18 protein-coding genes are annotated in these 18529 nt (G+C 34.5%); 5 read left to right on the forward strand and 13 right to left on the reverse strand.

The annotated features are described in order from the left end of the window. Nucleotides 1-47 precede the first annotated feature (47 nt). Complete coding sequence (locus C1S72_RS08835) at nucleotides 48-521, forward strand: regulatory protein RecX (RefSeq protein WP_104735247.1); 474 nt, start codon at nucleotides 48-50, stop codon at nucleotides 519-521. Nucleotides 522-641: 120 nt separating this feature from the next. Here the strand turns inward: C1S72_RS08835 and C1S72_RS08840 are convergent, their stop codons facing one another. The 6 genes from C1S72_RS08840 to C1S72_RS08865 form a co-directional block, all read right to left on the reverse strand. Further along, nucleotides 642-1172, reverse strand: coding sequence for a DUF6646 family protein (locus C1S72_RS08840; RefSeq protein ID WP_104735248.1), 531 nt, complete (start codon nucleotides 1170-1172; stop codon nucleotides 642-644). Between the two features lie 28 nt (nucleotides 1173-1200). Then, nucleotides 1201-2064, reverse strand: coding sequence for a cupin-like domain-containing protein (locus tag C1S72_RS08845; RefSeq protein ID WP_104735249.1), 864 nt, complete (start codon nucleotides 2062-2064; stop codon nucleotides 1201-1203). A 75-nt stretch (nucleotides 2065-2139) separates the two neighbouring features. After that, complete coding sequence (gene bioB / locus C1S72_RS08850) at nucleotides 2140-3234, reverse strand: biotin synthase BioB (RefSeq protein ID WP_104735250.1); 1095 nt, start codon at nucleotides 3232-3234, stop codon at nucleotides 2140-2142. 59 nt (nucleotides 3235-3293) lie between these two features. Beyond that, nucleotides 3294-4715 (reverse strand): flotillin family protein, encoded by a 1422-nt coding sequence (locus C1S72_RS08855; RefSeq protein WP_230401605.1) that lies wholly within the window; start codon nucleotides 4713-4715, stop codon nucleotides 3294-3296. A 5-nt stretch (nucleotides 4716-4720) separates the two neighbouring features. Beyond that, entirely contained in the window at nucleotides 4721-5296 is a 576-nt protein-coding gene (locus C1S72_RS08860; protein WP_104735251.1) for a hypothetical protein, read from the reverse strand. Between the two features lie 58 nt (nucleotides 5297-5354). Continuing rightward, nucleotides 5355-6494: a beta-ketoacyl synthase N-terminal-like domain-containing protein gene (locus tag C1S72_RS08865; protein WP_104735252.1), complete on the reverse strand. Its 1140-nt coding sequence runs from the start codon at nucleotides 6492-6494 to the stop codon at nucleotides 5355-5357. Between the two features lie 87 nt (nucleotides 6495-6581). Between C1S72_RS08865 and C1S72_RS08870 the strand changes: the two genes are divergently transcribed. Beyond that, nucleotides 6582-7013, forward strand: a complete 432-nt coding sequence (locus C1S72_RS08870; RefSeq protein ID WP_104735253.1) for a cytochrome c oxidase assembly factor Coa1 family protein — start codon at nucleotides 6582-6584, stop codon at nucleotides 7011-7013. Here the strand turns inward: C1S72_RS08870 and bioA are convergent. Genes bioA through C1S72_RS08905 form a run of 7 tightly spaced genes read right to left on the reverse strand, consistent with a single transcriptional unit; the run spans nucleotide 6999 to nucleotide 15457 of the window. Further along, nucleotides 6999-8264, reverse strand: a complete 1266-nt coding sequence (bioA, locus tag C1S72_RS08875; protein WP_104735254.1) for an adenosylmethionine--8-amino-7-oxononanoate transaminase — start codon at nucleotides 8262-8264, stop codon at nucleotides 6999-7001. The genes C1S72_RS08870 and bioA overlap by 15 nt on opposite strands. Next, the gene (bioD, locus tag C1S72_RS08880; protein ID WP_104735255.1) at nucleotides 8261-8878 is read right to left on the reverse strand and encodes a dethiobiotin synthase; all 618 of its coding nucleotides are present in this window, start codon (nucleotides 8876-8878) and stop codon (nucleotides 8261-8263) included. Before bioD ends, bioA begins: the two co-directional genes overlap by 4 nt. Then, nucleotides 8875-9288, reverse strand: coding sequence for a putative signal transducing protein (locus tag C1S72_RS08885; protein ID WP_104735256.1), 414 nt, complete (start codon nucleotides 9286-9288; stop codon nucleotides 8875-8877). The genes bioD and C1S72_RS08885 overlap by 4 nt, the downstream gene beginning before the upstream one ends. Then, nucleotides 9285-10442, reverse strand: a complete 1158-nt coding sequence (locus C1S72_RS08890) for an aminotransferase class I/II-fold pyridoxal phosphate-dependent enzyme (RefSeq protein WP_104735257.1) — start codon at nucleotides 10440-10442, stop codon at nucleotides 9285-9287. The genes C1S72_RS08885 and C1S72_RS08890 overlap by 4 nt, the downstream gene beginning before the upstream one ends. Nucleotides 10443-10483: 41 nt before the next feature. Then, entirely contained in the window at nucleotides 10484-11215 is a 732-nt protein-coding gene (locus C1S72_RS08895; protein ID WP_104735258.1) for an SOS response-associated peptidase, read from the reverse strand. Nucleotides 11216-11235: 20 nt separating this feature from the next. Then, entirely contained in the window at nucleotides 11236-12453 is a 1218-nt protein-coding gene (gene dinB, locus C1S72_RS08900; RefSeq protein WP_104735259.1) for a DNA polymerase IV, read from the reverse strand. Further along, a complete protein-coding gene (locus tag C1S72_RS08905; RefSeq protein WP_104735260.1) occupies nucleotides 12443-15457 on the reverse strand; it encodes a DNA polymerase III subunit alpha in 3015 nt (1004 codons plus the stop codon). The genes dinB and C1S72_RS08905 overlap by 11 nt, the downstream gene beginning before the upstream one ends. Nucleotides 15458-15532: 75 nt before the next feature. Here C1S72_RS08905 and C1S72_RS08910 point away from each other — a divergent pair, with 75 nt between their 5' ends. Genes C1S72_RS08910 through C1S72_RS08920 form a run of 3 tightly spaced genes read left to right on the forward strand, consistent with a single transcriptional unit; the run spans nucleotide 15533 to nucleotide 18500 of the window. Then, nucleotides 15533-16300, forward strand: coding sequence for an XRE family transcriptional regulator (locus tag C1S72_RS08910; protein WP_104735261.1), 768 nt, complete (start codon nucleotides 15533-15535; stop codon nucleotides 16298-16300). A gap of 48 nt (nucleotides 16301-16348) precedes the next feature. Next, on the forward strand, nucleotides 16349-16792 hold the full coding sequence (locus C1S72_RS08915; RefSeq protein ID WP_104735262.1) for a LexA family protein: 444 nt from the start codon (nucleotides 16349-16351) through the stop codon (nucleotides 16790-16792). 49 nt (nucleotides 16793-16841) lie between these two features. Next, nucleotides 16842-18500 (forward strand): MFS transporter, encoded by a 1659-nt coding sequence (locus tag C1S72_RS08920; protein ID WP_104735263.1) that lies wholly within the window; start codon nucleotides 16842-16844, stop codon nucleotides 18498-18500. Nucleotides 18501-18529: the final 29 nt, after the last annotated feature.

The following is an 18529-nucleotide window of genomic DNA, read 5'->3' on the forward strand; positions in this document are numbered from 1 at the left end:
GATTTACAGTTTCTTACTTGTTAACAAATTGTTACTATATTGTATGCATGATTCAAGGCAAAACATATACGTTAGAAGAAGCCAAGCGAACGCTTGAAAACTATTGTGTTTATCAGGAGCGCTGCCACAAAGAGGTTCGTGAGAAGTTGGTGAAAATGCGCATGATTCCTGAAGCTATAGATATTGTGGTTGTACACCTATTGGAGCACGGTTTTTTAAACGAAACCCGATTTGCTAAAGCGTTTACTTCTGGAAAGTTTCGAGTAAAAAAATGGGGACGCAAGCGCATAGAAATGGAACTAAAAAAACGAGATATTAGCACTTACAATATCAGGGAAGCATTCAAGGATATTTCAGATTCAGACTATTTAAACACATTTCAAGAATTGGCTCAAAAAAAAGCGGACACAATCACCGAAACCAATGTTTGGAAAAAACGCAAAAAACTAGCCGATTATTTGCTATATAGAGGTTGGGAAAGCCATTTGGTTTATGAAGCGACCAACCAATTAATAAAATAATTGAAATGTAGCTCTTTAGGAGTTTTGTTCGAGATTCCTTTGAGAACCCTTCTGGGAAACGTCCTGAAACAACCATTTTCTCGAACAACTCTCGAAGGATTCTCGAAGAAAGGGTGACTATTAAAGGTTAAAAACAGCACCCACATTCACTGCAAATTGATTGTTTATCTTTTCAGCTGGTGTTAAGGAATCAGTATTGTATTTCGCAATTGGGAATAGTGCTTCAGTAAATATACCAAAGCCAGATGAAAAGAAATAACGTGCGCCTACATGACCACCAAAATTCTTAAGGCTAAAACTCAAACCGGGATACAAATCAAAATTATCATCAATGTTCAAAACGTTACCAATATTAGCGTTAAAACGTGCTTTTAAATCAAAGCGATCAGTAAAATCTGCTTTTTCTACAACTTTTTGACCTCCAACATAAACATCATCTTTTAAGTCACCTGAAATACCAAGTGCATAAGTTGATGAAACACCAATTGAAATATTATCGCCTAAACCATAGTCAAAACTCATGTTGAGTCCTGTTGCATTGTTTTGGAAATTGGCACCAATTTGTAATTTTTGATCACCTTTTCCTGAAAAAGCTTGAGCATTTGCAAAAGAAACGGTAAGCACTAAAACTATAAATAATAAATTTTTCATTTGTTTTATTTTTTAAGTGACAAAGATACTATAAAATGTATTTGTTAGTTCTTAAAATTGCTTGTTCATTTTTCCAGTCAATCCACTTTTGTCCTTTTATTCTGCGCATTAAATTGTCAAAATTTCTCATAAAAAAAACATTGTAAACTGCTCTACCAAGATTTTTTGGATTTTTTGGAATGGATCTTAAACTCATTGAAAAACCAGGAGTTTTATATTTCATATAATGCCAGTAGCCTTCTGGCATATAAAGCGTTTCGCCGTGTTTTAGAATAGTTTTGTAACCTCTTGCACGTTTTAGAGCTGGCCATTTTTTTAAATCTGGATCTGAAAAATTAATATCCTCTCTGGTAATAAGTGCGTGAGGTACTTTGTATAAAAAATCATTCTGATTTTGGTCAAACAAAATAATTTCTTTTTCACCTTGAAAATGAAAATGGAAGATATTTGCTAAATCAATATCGTAATGCATGAAGGTATGCGAGTCTTTTCCTCCAAAAAACAACATAGGAAGTCCTTTCATAAATTTTAATCCCAATTCAGGAAATCTATAGTCTTGCTGAAGTTCAGGAACTTCTTTTAGTATGTTCCAGAGGAAAATACGATATTTAGTTGGTTTAGATTTAAGTAAGTCAATATAATCACTCATCTTCATTTTGGCATGAGCTTCATTAAAACCTTCCTTGTAGTCTACAGGTCTGTCATCGTATAACGGAACAGTTTTATGACCTGCAACACCATTCATATAGTCTAAACTCCATTTTGAAAAGGCCGGCCAATTGAAGGTAAGTTCCTCAATAACTACAGGTTTTTGTGGCTTGTAATAATTCTTAATAAAATCCTCCTTGGAAATTGTTTTTACGCGAGGAATATCTTGAAGGTTTAATGCCAAGGTGGTTATAGTATTAATTGTCAAATTTAATTAAATAGAAAAGAAATACTTAATATCTTAAGCATTCAATAAAAACTATCGCAAAGTTTTGGCTTTTTCTTTTGCTTCTTCGTTTCTTTCAATTTTATGTTCTGGTCTTGACCACTTAGGTTTTTCGCCTAAAGCTTGAAATTTTGAATCTTCAGCTTCAACTGTATTTGGCTGCATTTTTTTGATGAATGGCTTCTGCGGATTCAGTCCAAGCATTTTAAACATCTCCATATCTTCATTCACGTCTGGATTTGGTGTGGTTAATAATTTATCACCAGCAAAAATAGAATTGGCTCCAGCAAAGAAACACATAGCCTGGCCTTCACGACTCATTTGTGTTCTACCAGCACTTAACCGTACTTGAGTTTCAGGCATCACAATGCGTGTGGTAGCAACCATACGAACCATATCCCAAATAGAAACTGGTTCTTGATCTTCAAGAGGTGTACCATCTACTGCGACCAAGGCGTTAATAGGCACAGACTCTGGTTGTGGATTTAAAGTTGCTAAAGCAACAAGCATACCTACTCTATCTTCTGTTTTTTCTCCCATTCCAATAATGCCACCAGAGCAAACGGTTACATTCGTTTTTCTCACATTATCAATGGTTTGGAGACGATCTTCAAAACCACGTGTTGAAATGACTTCTTTATAATATTCTTCTGAAGAATCTAAATTATGATTATAAGCATATAAGCCTGCTTCGGCTAATCTATGTGCCTGATTTTCTGTAAGCATACCTAATGTACAACAAACTTCCATGTCTAGTTTATTAATAGTACGCACCATTTCTAAAACATCATCAAATTCTTGACCGTCTTTCACATTTCGCCAAGCGGCACCCATACACACACGGGAGCTTCCTGAAGCTTTGGCGCGAAGCGCTTGTGCTTTCACCTGTTGAACAGACATCAAGTCGTTACCTTCAACATCTGTGTGGTAACGCGCTGCTTGAGGGCAATAGCCACAATCTTCAGGACAACCTCCTGTTTTTATTGATAGCAATGTGGACACTTGAACTGTATTTGGGTCATGGTATTTTCTATGTACAGTCGCTGCTTCATAAAGCAGTTCCATAAAGGGTTTGTTATAAATATCTAGAATTTCTTCTTTTGTCCAATTGTGTCTTGTATTACTCATAGTCATATTAAAGTTGTAAAAGTAGAAAATTCCGCAGCTACTGCGGAATTTTCGTTCTATTATTTATCCTCGGAATTATCAACATCTTCAGTTGATGACTTTTCTAAATCGTCAGGCTTTTTGCCTTTTAAATATTCAGGTAATTCCATACCAGCCATATTAAACATTTCTTGTAATGGTGGAACCGATTTGTACATGCCTGATAAGAAATTAGCAGTAGAAGATTTGCCATCTTTACCATTCCCGTTTTCCCAAACAGTCACTTTATCAATCTTAATGTTTTTAATAGCTTCAGATTGCATTTTGACCAGCTCTGGTAATTTATCCGCAATTAAAAGTAACACAGCATCTTTAGAATTATTACCAGCTGCCTTTACAATTTGATCAAGACCAGCTGCTTGCTTGGTTAGTACTTCATAAATACCTTGAGCTTCAGCTTGAGCTTTAAAGAGAATGGCATCTGCTTCACCTTTAGCGCGACGTCTAATTTGCTCGGCTTCAGCTTCGGCATCTATTTCAACTTTTTTCTTATCAATTTCAGCAGGTACGATAATATCAGCCATTTGAGATGAGCGTTCACGTTCTGCTCTTGCTGTTTCTGCTTCTTTTTCAGCGGCATAAGACTCTTCTAAAGCTTTTGCGCTTTGAACTTTTTCTGATGCTATTGCAACACGTTCCGCTTCTGCTTCACGTTGACGTCTTAAAGAATCTGAATTTGCAACTGCAATTTTTGCCGTGTTTTCACCCTCAACGGCTTGAGCATTAGCAGCGGCTACTTGCGTACGTTCATCTTGTACAGCATTCGCTTCACCAATAGATCCATCTCTATTTTTTTCAGCAACCGATTTACGAGCCGCATTAATAGCATGCGCAGCAGCTTCTTTTCCCAAAGCCTCAATATAACCGGATTCATCAACAATATCGGTAATATTTACGTTGATTAATTTTAAACCTACTTTTTTTAATTCGGTTTCAACACTTTGCGAGATATTGGTAAGGAACTTGTCACGATCATTATTAATTTCTTCTATATCCATTGATGCAACAACTAAACGTAGTTGACCAAAAATAATTTCTTTGGCAAGCTCTTGAATATCTGGTAAAGCAAGTCCCAACAAACGTTCGGCAGCATTTTGCATCACACCAGGCTCTGTAGAAACACCAATTGTAAATCGTGATGGTACATTTACACGAATATTTTGTTTACTTAAGGCATTGATCAAGTTAACCTCTATAGAAATAGGCGTTAAGTCTAAAAATTCATAATCTTGAATAACCGGTAAAATAAAAGCTGCACCACCATGAATACATTTAGCAGATTGACCACCACCTACTTTTCCATATACAACTAAAATACGGTCTGAAGGGCAACGCTTGTAACGCCTGATTAATACAATTAAAAAGATGAATATAAACAGCACACCAAAAATGAGTGCCATAGGCAAGCCCAAATCGAAGGCTTCTTGAGTTATTAGTAACATAAGTATTATTTATTTAACGGTTCTACGATTAATATTCCGTTATCGGTTACATCTTTAACCTTAATAACGGTTCCTGATTTTAAATCTATTTCAGAATCTGTTAATGCTTCAAGCTCACGTAAAGCACCTTGAATTCTTACATGGGCTTTGCCCATTTTACTTCGATTGGCTCCAATGGTTAAATACACTTCCCCAACGGCATTCTTGGCATTGTTAAAATCTAAAGTGCCACTATCATTAAGTTTTCGCATATAATAAAACATGGCAGTCATGATGGTCATCATGATGAGTCCACATATAATTGAAATAATAATTGTAATGGGTTTAGTTAAGCCTGCGTCTATACATGCAATACCACTCCATCCAAAGATTGTAAAAAACCCAACAAGATTTTTAAAGGTGATAAACTGAAAGCCAATTCCAATATCGCTTTCAATATCTGTGTCAACATCGCCTATGTCATCAACATCACCACCAATAAACGTTAAGATTAATGTAATAACTAAAATTAAAGAGCCTACTAAAGCAATGCTCCAATAAATTTTAGGAAAGAATTCTAAATTTGAAAACCATTCTAGCATCGTGTTGAAGTTTTAAAAGTTTATGAAATATATGACCTTTATCATTGTCATACAATATTTATTTTGAAAGTAAAATGCTTACTGCATTGCCTCCAAATCCAACAGCATTGACTAGTATTTTGTTAATGGATTGTGGTATAGTACTTTCAATAAAAGGAACAGAAAGGAATTGCTGTTTATTTAACATGTGAATTGCCATTTCTATGCTCAACATACCTGAAGCGCCTAGTGTATGTCCAACCTTCCACTTATTAGTAGTCAATGAAGGAATTTTGTTACAAAATATTTTTTGTATAGCATTAACTTCTGCTTTGTCGCCTTTAATTGTTCCTGGTGTATGAGTAATTATAATATCAATATCATTTGTATTAAAATCACCAATTGCCATTGACATAGAACGTTGAAAACAAAGAGCATCTGCAGATAATGAAGCGTTATGTTCTAAAACTTCGGTGGCATAACCAATACCAATTATTTTAGCTAAAGCATGTTGTGAATTTCCTGATTCTAAACAAGCCATTGATGCACCTTCCCCTAGAATCATGGTATTTCTTTTTTTGTGAGAATCTAATGCTAGACAGGGAAAGTCGGTAGGTTTTTTTGCATAAATTTTCAGGGCTTGCATTTGTGCAATAGTGAAAGGTGTAAGAGGTGCTTCGCTACCTCCTACTAAAAACTTGGAGCACATACCAGCGTTTATCCAAGCAATGCCATTAAGCATGGCATGCAAGGCAGTTGAACAGGTAATAGAGTGACTAATTTCAGGACCTTGTGTTTGTAAATCGTGGGCAACCCAAGATGAAATATTTCCCAATGTAGTTGTTGGCGAACTTAAAGGTTTTGCTTTTTCTTTTTCAAGGAAATCTTTATGATAGGATTCAAATAGCGTGGTAGCTCCTCGCGAAGAACCTATATTAATCCCGAAATTATCTGAAGCTTTCCAATGCGCTTGTTCAATTGCTTTTCGAGAACAATAAATGGCAAATAAAACACTATCATCCAATGATTTATATTTACTGTCAGATAATCGTAACTTTTTAATTTCTTCTTGAGAATCCTTTGCCAAGCGCGCAACTAAATTCCCTTTTTCTTCAGAAAAATAATGTTGATTATTTTGATAGGATTTCCAACTTTCCGCTAGAGATTTACCTAATGGAGAAAGTGATTGAATAGCGACAATGGATATGGGTTTTTGCAAGAATAAAAGCTTTTGGCAAAAGTAAGTTTTATTGAAATGTAACAAAAACTAATCACGAAATACTTATATTTAATAAAGACAAGAAATATGGAAACAGTAAAACAAAAGAGTTGGTTCGCAAGAAATTGGCCATGGGTCATTCCAGTAGGAGGCTGTTTAACTGTAATTTTACTATTTGTGTTTGGAGTTGGTGCAGCTATTTTTGGAGTTAGTAAAGCTTTAAAAAACAGTACGCCTTATGCTTATGCCATTGAATTGGCAAATAATAACACAGAAGTGGTTGCTGCTTTAGGTGAGAACATTGAATCTGATGGCATGTTTAAAGGCGATATTTCTTTGAAAAACAATGAAGGTCACGCCGATTTACAAATCCCTGTTGAAGGTGAGAAAGGAAAAGGCACTATTGTATTAAAAGGCGACAAATATGATGGCGACTGGAGTTATGAAGAACTTTATGTCATTATTAAAGATACACAAGAAGAAATCAATTTGTTGGATAAATCTTTAGAGGGAATCTAAAGCTTCTGTAATTGCAGAATAAACTTTTTCCAATTCAGTCTTTGAAATTACATAAGGCACATGAATGTAAATAGTATTTCCTAATGGTCTTAAAAAGACACCACGTTCCATAAAAAACTTTAATAGTTTATCACGTAAACTACCATATCGCTCCATTTTAGTGTCAAGGTCTAGCGCATAGACAACACCAAGTTGTCTAGTAGATTGTACTTTTGGATGCGATTTGATTGTGTTATTAAAAGCACGATGTGACTTAATTATTTCCTTAATATTATTTTGAATAGCTTCAGATTGTAACAGTTCTATTCCTGCAAGTGCAGTGGCACAAGCTATAGGATTTCCTGAATAGGTATGGCAATGAAAAAAACCTTTTGCCATGTCATCACCTAAAAAGGCATCGTAAATATCTTGCGTACATGATGTTATAGCCATTGGAATTAATCCAGCAGTCAAGGCTTTACTTAAACACATAATATCCGGTTTGGTCTCAATATAATCTGAAGCAAAATTCTTTCCAGTTTTACCAAATCCAGTCATGACTTCGTCGGCAATAGTCAGAATGTTTTGCTCTTTAAAGAATTTTAAAATGTCGTTTAAACCATTGGTATCATGAATGGTCATACCTGCCGCACCTTGCAGTATGGGTTCGTAAATAAATGCAGCTACTTGATGATTAGTAGTTATCTCTTTTAGGTTGTTTAAAATTATCTCGTGATTTTCTCCATTGGGTGTAGGAATACGTATGACATCAATTAAGAAATCTTCAAAAGGACCATTGTAAACCGATAAGCCAGAAACACTCATAGCACCAAACGTATCACCATGAAAACCATTTTCAAAAGCGATAAATGTTGACCGTTTTTCGCCCTTATTAAAGTAATATTGTAAAGCCATTTTTATACCAGCTTCAACTGCTGTAGAACCATTGTCGTTAAAGAAAATTTTATTTTGACCTTTGGGAAGAATTTTAATGAGTTCTTCCGATAGTTTAACAGCTGGCTCATGTGTAAAATCGCTAAACATAATTTGGTCTAGCTGTTGCATTTGAGCGTAAGTTTTTTCAATAATATAGTCGTTGCAATGCCCATACATACAGGTGTACCACGATGAAATGGCATCAATGTATTCATTACCATTTTCATCTGTTAATATGCAGCCTTTGGCTTTTACAATGGCAATGCTTTCAGGCTGTAACTGATGCTGCTTTAAGGGGTGCCAAAGGTGTTTTTTATCGCGATTGCTTAAACTCATGGGTTATTTAATTGAACTTTAAATTGATTGGCATATTCCTTAACTACATTTTTATCAAAATAAGGTTCTTCAGCTATACGTCCTATGACTTTTACTCCAGTCATTTTTTGAATGATATCTTCGGTTGTTTCATGTTTATCACCACTGTAGATTATTGAAACATCAAACCCTTTTTCTTTTAACAGATTAACCGTTAACAACGTATGATTAATACTACCTAGATAGTGTCTAGAAACTACAATCACTTTATAATCAGGCTGTATTAAATCAAGAATGGTTTGTTTCTCATTAAAAGGAACTAATAAACCACCAGCACCTTCAATAACCAAATGGTTTTTTGTTTTTGGTTCACTTATATCTGATAAATTTATTTTCAATCCATCAATTTTAGCCGCAGCATGCGGACTCATAGGTGTGTTTAAAGCAAAGCTATTATCAAAGAACTTTGATTTTGAATTAGAAACTAGCCTTTGTACTTTTTTAGTATCACAATTATCTAAATCACCAGCTTGAATGGGCTTCCAATAGTCGGCTTCTAAAGCTTCAGTAATTATTGCAGAAGCAATAGTTTTGCCAACATCAGTTGATATACCAGTTATAAATAGTTTTTTCATTTAATAGGAAACTCGGTCTTACAATTTTCACATTTATAATTATGTCGTGTATGAAATGGTAATGTTCCAAATACAAATCCGAAAATAAAGGCGAAAAAAGCCTTTGCATCTTTAATGGTTGAAAATAGTTCGATTTTATCACTTTTACATTCTGGACAAACAATCGGATTGCCATCATCATCCAATGAATATTGGTTAATGGAACTTAAAATGTGTTTAGCTTTCAATACATCTTGAGTTAAAACTTTTAGTTTCACACCTCCAATAGCATTACTAACCAACGGATCAGTATCGATTGTTAAATGATCTTGTAGAAACACCTCAATACCTTCGGCTTCTAAACGACCTTTTATAATTTGCGCTTCTGAAGAATATTGAAATCTTGCTAAGGTTTTAAACATGTCACTCATACACGTGCAAAAGTAGCGAACACCTTTAAGACTTCCGAGATTTCTTGTTTAGAATTATAACTATGAATGCAGAATCGTAAGCGCTCTTGGCCATTAGGAACCGTAGGCGATAGTATGGGTTTTATGTTAAATCCTTTATCACGAATTTCATGAGCGATTTGTTTAATTGTTTCGTTACCAGGAATTATAGCGCAATGAATAGCAGAATTACTAGGAATAAAATAAGTCTCTAAATCGTGATTTTTGACTTCAGTTATAAAATGATTAATATTTTCATGTAGTCTTTTTGTTGCATCTGCTTTAATCAATTCAAGGTATGACGCGTTAATTGTTGCTAAAGCATGCGGAGGCAGAGCGGTTGTGTAAATAAGACTACGCGAAAAATTTATTAAATAAGATTTTAATTGACTGCCTCCTAAAATAGCTGCGCCATGAGCACCTAAAGCTTTACCAAAGGTTATAATTCTAGCAAATACTTGACGTTCAAGCTCGAGTTTTTGAACAAGCCCTTTCCCTTGATCACCAAATACACCTACCGCATGAGCTTCATCAATAATTAAATGCGCATGATAATTTGTACAAAGTTGTGCGAGAGTCTCCAAATGAGGCGAGTCGCCATCCATTGAAAACACAGATTCTGTAACTACATAGATAGATATACTGGAATCGATTACGGAATCTGAATACTTTTTTAATAAAGTATCCAATTCACTTAAATCGTTATGCCTAAATTTGAAGGCACTGGCATGACTCATGCTTATACCATCTCGAATAGAGGCATGAACAAATTCGTCGTAAAGTATGATATCGTGTCGCTGTGGAACACAAGAAAAGAACCCAATATTAGCATCGTAACCAGAATTAAATACTAATGCGGCTTCTGATTGATGAAATTCACATAAAACCGTTTCTACAAGATGGTATAAATTGTGATTGCCAGATAATAATCTCGATCCTGTTGCACCATTTTGTTTGATGTTATGACCAACTAAATACTCATGAGTCTCATTAAAAATAGTTTCATTTTTTGAAAACCCTAAATAGTCATTCGAAGAAAAATCTACTAATTGATCTTGATTATTAAGTTGTCGCAAAGCGTGTTCTTCTTCACGTTTTTTAAGTTTTTCAGTAAGTCGTTTTGGGAAGGTTTTCATGCTTACAAATATATGAAAAGACTTATGGCAAGAATTGTTTTTTAAAATAAAGTGTCTTTTTCAACAGCTTCAATAATATAGGGTTTGTTAGTATCAATACCTTTCTTGTATAAATCACGACTTACTGGATGCGCCTGGAAAGGCTGGTTTGTAAAACCAGTTGCCATTATTTCATTAATATATTGATTAGTAGTTCCAGGATCGAGCCAATCTTCAAAGTAAGTTGAGTCTAAAATTAGTGGCATGCGTTTTCCTTTGTTGTGGACTTGCATAAAAAATGGGTTCGCCTCTGTTGTTAGAATCGTAGTTGTTAATGTATTATCGTCTAATTCATTATATAAGCCTGCAAATAAAAACAAATCGCCTTCAGGGAATTCTTTAGATGGTTGATAGCAGAAGTAAGGAATAGCTTGACCATTTTCATGATGTGGTTCGAAAAATCCATCTGCTAGAATGAGGCAGCGTTTGTTTTCGGCGCTTTCACTGAATGATACTTTTTCAAAAATGTTTTCGCTTCTCGCATTTAAAGTGTTGCTTTTTTTTCTAAAACCTTCTGGATTATGAGTGGACCAACTAGGGATTAAGCCCCATTCAGCATCTACTATAAGTTCTGGATTATCCATTGTTATGATTTGTAAATTACCATGAGTAAAGCCGTTAAGATGGAAGTAAGGCTCAAAAGTAGTTTCTTCCGAAAATTTTGCTGGAATTTGGCTTAAAATTCGTTGCTCAATTTTTTCTCGTTGCTTCCGTAATGCAGTTGAATAACACATAGCCCTAAATTAATAAAAATTTACTGTCTTCTATTAGCTAATAATGGAGGTGGTTCTCCTGTAAAGGGATTCCACCTACTAATGGTTTTTGCTTCCATACCAGCTGCATTTATTACAGCTCTATCACCATAACGCTCACGCATTTTATCAATGGCGATACTCAAATTTAAATATTTATCGTCGTCTTCAAACAAATTAACTTGATGACCGCCTTCCACCAAATGGCTAAATTTTACACCAACCAATCGAACTAGTAGTCTGCGATTGTATAACTTCTTGTATAAATCTAAAACTACAGGAATGATATTATGATCCATAGAACTATAAGGAATACGTTGTTGTTGTGTGTAAGTCTGAAAATCTGAATAACGTATTTTAAATGTAATGCAAGCGGTTAATTTATTTCCGCGACGTAATTGATAGGCTAAATTCTCTGCCATAGCAATGATGATTCCCTTTAATTTGGAGACATCGGTTGTGTCTGTATTGAAAGTGCGTTCTGTTGAAATTGACTTGCGTTCATGATATTGTACCACAGGACTATTATCAATACCATTAGCTTTTTTCCAAATAGACAATCCGTTTTTACCAAGTACTTTGTGCATGAGTTCCATAGGCATATCTTGGACTGTTTTAATACGCTTCACGCCCAAATCGCATAGCGTTTTATAAGTTACATTGCCAACCATAGGAATTTTCTTTACAGATAATGGTGCTAAAAATGGTTTTTCGGTTCCTGAAATAATACGTATCTCATTATTTGGTTTCGCTTCACCTGTTGCAATTTTGGAAACCGTTTTGTTAAGTGATAGCCCAAATGAAATGGGTAACCCCGTTTCTTTTATAATACGTTGACGCAATTCTGAAGCTAGTTTGTGACAACCAAAAAACTTGTCCATTCCTGTAAGATCAATATAAAATTCATCAACAGATGTTTTTTCGTAAAGTGGTACACTTTCTTTAATGACATCAGTAACGCTTTGAGAAAATTTAGTATACACTCCAGAATTCCCTCTTAATACGATAGCTTCTGGACATAATTGTTTTGCCATACGCATGGGCATGGCGGAATGGATTCCAAATTTTCTAGCCTCATAGCTACAAGAAGCAACAACACCTCGATCGCTAGTGCCACCTATAAGAACGGGTTTTCCGTTAAGCCGACTGTCTAGTAAGCGTTCGCAAGACACAAAAAATGTGTCTAAATCCATATGCACAATAGAGCGATTATAAGCCATGTATCTTAAGGTCTTTAAAGCTTTTTTTATTTTGAAATGTTGGATTTAAAGATTTTACTGCGTAGCGCGGATCTTCAATTACAGCTTTGCGTTCCATAAATGATACTTCTATGTTTACACAATCAAAATCTTCTAAAACTTTTCCTGTAATGGTATAAACGCCTTTGCCTCTAAAAGGGAATTTCGCAGCTACAGGAGGAAAATGAACCGTATCAATAAAATAACCATCTCGATCTAAAAAGGTTCCAAAAAACATACGCTTTCCATTAGAAGTACCTGTATTTTTTGTTGTAACCAAATAGCCCTCTATGGTAATGGTTTTGTTTTTATAAGATAGAAGCTGATTTGCACGAAGTGGACTTGAAGATGGATGTTCTAATAAGTCAAACGGATTACATAAAGGGAAACCCAATAGCTCTATTTCATCAAAGGCATTTTCTAAATCACTACTTGTAAGCTGTGGTGTTTTATAATTTATTTTTTCAGTTTTAAATAAGGTTACAATATGTTCCTGAATATGGGTTTTGCTAATTTTTAAGTGTGCTTCCCATAGTAATTCACGCTTGTTAACTCCTGTAAAACGGAAGGCATTAATTTTAATAAGAATGGCTATTTGCTCAATTGAAATGGGTACGCGATCTATAAAGTCGTCTAAACTTTGAAACAAACCATGTTGTTCTCTTTCTTTAATGAGTCGTTTAATGGTTTTCTTTTCAAGGGCATGTAAAAACATGAAGCCTAAATAAATAGTTTCTCCTTCTATTATGGTTTGGCTATAGCTTTTATTAATGCAAGGCGCTTCAATAATACCACCATGCATTCTGGCTTCATGCACATATAATTCGGTTCTGTAAAACCCACCAAAATTATTGATAGTTGCCACCATATATTCTAATGGGAAATAGGCTTTTAAGAATAAGCTTTGATAACTTTCAACAGCATAAGATGCGGAATGTCCTTTTGCAAACGCGTAGCCTGCAAAACTTTCAATTTGTCGCCAGACATCTGTAGTGAGGTCTTCTGGTTTACCATCGCCTTTACAGTTATCAAAAAATTGTTTTTTTACTTTTAGAAATTCTTCTCTAGACCGAAATTTACCAGACATACCACGACGCAACATATCAGCTTCACCTAAAGTTAAACCACCAAAGTAGTGAGCTACTTTAATAACATCTTCTTGATAAACCATAACACCATAGGTCTCTGGCATGATATCTAATAACACTGGATGGGCATCTTTACGACGTTCAGGATGTCTGTAACGCATAATGTACTCACGCATCATTCCAGATTTTGCAACACCAGGACGAATAACAGAGCTTGCAGCAACCAATCCCAAATAATTATCAACTTGTAGTTTTTTGAGAAGCATGCGCATGGCAGGAGATTCTACATAAAAGCATCCTATAGCTTTAGCATTGCGTAACAAATTTTTGATTTTTTCATCTTGTTTGAAACGCTTGATATCATGAATATCTATAGGTGTTTTTTTAGGATGATTATAGGCTGCAATATTTACAGCATCCTTTATTTTGCCTAAACCACGCTGACTTAAAATATCAAACTTGTAAAGACCAATGTCTTCTGCAACAACCATGTCAAACTGTGTAGTAGCAAAGCCTTTAGGTGGCATAAACGTCGCGCCATAAAAGTGAATTGGTTTTTCTGAAATAATAATACCTCCTGCATGAATCCCTAAATAATTTGGGAAACCATTAATGTAGGTGCTGTATTTTAGGACTAATTGCGATAGCCTATCTAGTTGGTCAAAATTATATTTCCCACTTGAAAGTATGTCGATTTCAGATTTTGGTAAGCCAAAAACTTTTCCAAGCTCACGAACAGAGGCTTTATACTTGAAGGTATTGTAAACCGTAATAAGAGCAGTATTCTTAAAACGTTTAAAAATGAATTCGGTAACATCATCTCTATCTGTCCAAGAAAAATCAATATCAAAATCTGGAGGGTTTTTTCTGTAGAGATTAATAAAGCGTTCAAAATATAAATCAAGCTCTACAGGATCTACATCAGTGATGCGTAATAAATAAGCGATGATACTATTAGCACCACTACCACGACCAACATAAAAATAACCTTTACTGCGTGCATATTTTAAAATTTTCCAATTGATAAGAAAATAGGATACAAATCCTTTTTCTTTAATGATGTGGAGTTCTTTTTCTATGCGTTTAAAAATGCGTTCTCCAGGTTTTTTATAACGATAGTGTAAGCCTTGATAAGTGAGCTTTTCTAAAAGCTTGTAGTCGAGTAATTCATTATTAGTATATGATTTTTGATTGTTTGGCGTGTTTTGCGAAAAATCAAATTCAATGGTACAATTGTCTAAAAGAGATGATGTGTTTTTTATGAGTTCAGGGAATTCATGATAGTAATTTTTTAGCTCTTCAAAAGGTAGCATGATATCAGTTTCTTTGCCTTGCTCATTTTTAGGAAGCTTGCTTAAAAGTGTGTTATTGTCAATAGCACGCAATAAGCGATGTGTGTTAAACCCTTTTTTGTTTTGAAATGAAACAGTTTGAAGAATAACTAATTTACTTCTAAACGTATTCCATTCAGAAAATTTAAGATGGTTGAGGTCTTGTGGCTTTATACCAAGAAATTCATTAGCTTTTAGATTATATTTTTTATTGTGTTGGTAAGGATATACTACAAATGTATCGTCTAGTTGAGGTGCTTGTTCAGGAATTTTTAACGCTGTATTGTGTAGAAATTTTGACAAATAGGTATTGATATTATAAAACCCATTGTTGTTTTTGGCAATTAAAATAAACTGCTGCTGTGTTCTATTTCTAAAGTCAACACCAAGCACAGGTTTAATCTTATACTTTTTTGAAAGCCTTACAAAATCTAAACATGCAGATGTATTATTAATATCTGTTAATGCTAGTGTTTGCAAACTATTTTCTGAAGCCATTGCAAGTAATTGCTCTGGCTTTATTGTGCCATAGCGTAGGCTATAATATGTGTGACAATTGATATACATAATGGATTAACAAAAATAAACTACAAAATGTAGTTATAGTTGCTTATATTTGTAGTAAATAGTGTTAAAAATAGAATGAAACATATTCAAGCCAATATTAAGCACTTACGAATGCTTAAAAAGTTATCACAGGAACGTTTTGCAGACGATTTAGGATGGTCACGTTCTATGGTTGGTTCTTATGAAGAAGGCCGATCTGAACCTCCAATAGATAGATTGATAGATTTGTCTAACTACTTTAATATTCCGATAGATATATTAGTTAGAAATGATTTGCGATTAGCGAAAGACACTTCATTTATTGAAGTAGGTGGTAAGCGTGTTTTATTTCCTGTAACTGTAAATGAAAATAACGAAGATCTTATTGAAATTATTCCCGCAAAAGCTTCTGCAGGATATTTGAGTGGGTATGACGATCCAGAATATATTGAACAACTTCAAAAAATAAAATTACCTTTTTTACCAACTGGAACACATCGTGCTTTTCCTATTAAGGGAGATTCTATGTTGCCAGTGAAAGATGGTGCTTTTGTTGTCGCAAAATTTGTTGAAGATATTACAGATGTACGAGACGGGAGAACATATATTGTGTTAACTAAAAACGATGGGTTAGTTTATAAACGCTTATATAACAAAATTGGTGATAATAACACCTTGCTATTATCAAGCGACAATAAAGCATATCAACCTTACGAAGTGAAAACTGAAAATATACTAGAACTTTGGGAGTTTACATGCTGTATAAACACACAGGAGTATGATGAAAAGGAACTTAAATTGAGTAGTATAACAAGAATGTTTCATGATTTAAAGGTTGAATTAGAAGCCATAAAACAATTGTAAAAAATCTACAGATAATTATTATATATTTAAAAAGAAAAAACCACCTCTATGATAGCTCCAAAACCAAACAATGGCTTAACCCTTTTCCTTCCTGAATCAAATTCAGAGGGTATACAGTTTTTTGATACTGGCATTTCAGCTGGTTACCCAGAACCCAATGAGAACTATGCTTCTCAAAAGCTATCACTAGATGATACTTTAGTAAGAAATAAAGAATCGACTTTTTACGCAAAAGTAAGTGGGCAGTCTATGATTGGAGCTGGACTTGATGATAATGATTTGCTAGTTATAGACAGAAGTTTAGAGCCAGAAAACAATAAAATTGCCGTTTGTTTTTTAGATGGCGAGTTTACAGTTAAACGCTTACGTGTTAGTCAAAATGAAATCTGGTTACAACCAGAAAATCCAGAATATCCTATCATAAATATTACAGAAGAAAACGATTTTGTAATTTGGGGTATTGTGACTAATGTGATAAAAAAAGTATATTAGAGAGTAATCAAAAAATACTATCTTACAGTCAAAATTAACTAACTAAAAAATGACTGAACAGAAAAATTATAAACAAGCACTGTACACTTTGGTTACAGTGTTTTTCTTTTGGGGCTTTATTGCTGCATCAAACGGTGTTTTTATTCCATTTTGTAAAACCTATTTTGAGATTGATCAGTTTCAATCACAATTAGTCGATTTTGCCTTTTATGGCGCCTATTACTTTGGGGCACTCTTTCTATTTGTAATATCTAACACAAAGGGGAAAGACATTATGAATAGTTGGGGTTATAAAAACGGTATTATTTATGGACTATTATTAAGTGCTTTAGGCGCAGTAGTTATGTTTCCAGCCATAGAAGGTGCACAACCAGGCGATTCTAATGTATTTTATTATGTACTAGGAGCGTTGTTTATAGTTGGTTTAGGTTTTTCGTTACAACAAACAGCTGCTAATCCTTTTGCCATTGCATTAGGTGATCCAGAAAAAGGAGCACATCGATTAAATTTGGCAGGAGGCGTAAACTCCTTTGGAACGACTATAGGACCTATTGTAATTGCTTTAATCTTATTCGGTTCTACACCAAAGTCCGGTTCAGAATTACAAGAAATGATAGCCAATAAAACCATTACCTTATCTACTGTTCAATATTTATATTTGGCTGTAGGCGGCTTGTTTTTAGCAGCAGCAGCATTGTTTTATTTTTCGAAAAAACTACCACAAGCTAAGGCCAATCCAGAAATTATTAAAGCACCAAAAGCGGTTGGTGCCTTGAGTATAATGACAATTCTTTTAGCGGTTTGCTTTTATTTAATTTTTGATCAATACAAAGGAACACCAGATAATGATTTTATATTAAAATTATCAATAGTTGGGTTAATTGTTGTTGTTGGTGTGTTACTATTATCAAATATGCTAGCCAAAAAGAACCAAGAGGGTTGGGGTGCTATGCGTTATCCGCAATTGGTTTTAGGCATGCTGGCTATATTCACTTATGTAGGTGTGGAAGTGACTATACAAAGTAATTTAGGAGAATTATTAAAGTATGTAACCGAAACAATTAATGGTATAGACTATAATGCTTTGGGTATGCCTGCTATGAGTGATTCGCAAATAGCACCACTAATCTCATTGTATTGGGGCGGACTAATGATAGGGCGTTGGGCAGGTGCTATTGCTGTATTCAATCCTGCAGATAAATGGAAAACGTGGCTGTACATTATAGTTCCTTATGTAGCATTTGGTGTGGTATTATTTGTAAACTATATATCTGGATTTGATGTTAGTAGTTTATTTTTGTTTGCTTTTTGTATTGCTATACAAATAGGCGGCTTTTTTTTAGGGAAAGAAAAACCTGCATTAACGTTAAAAATATTTGGACTGCTTGGAACGATTGCTGTTTTAATTGGTCTATTTACAACCGGACAGTTAGCGTTATTTGCTTTTATTAGCGGTGGCTTATTTTGCTCAATAATGTGGCCTTGCATTTTCGCTTTGAGTATTCAAGGATTAGGAAAATATACCTCACAAGGGTCGTCCTTTTTAATTATGATGATTTTGGGAGGTGCTATTATTCCACCAATACAAGGGAAACTTGCAGATATTATTGGAATTCACCCTTCGTATTGGGTAGCAGCATTATGTTTCTTGTATTTAGTGTTTTTTGCCCAACGCGTGCAAGGAATATTAAAGGCGCAAACAGTTTAACAAAAACCCTTCAAGTTTCATTCTTGAAG

Source organism: Hanstruepera ponticola, from assembly GCF_002940745.1.
GTDB lineage: Bacteria > Bacteroidota > Bacteroidia > Flavobacteriales > Flavobacteriaceae > Hanstruepera > Hanstruepera ponticola.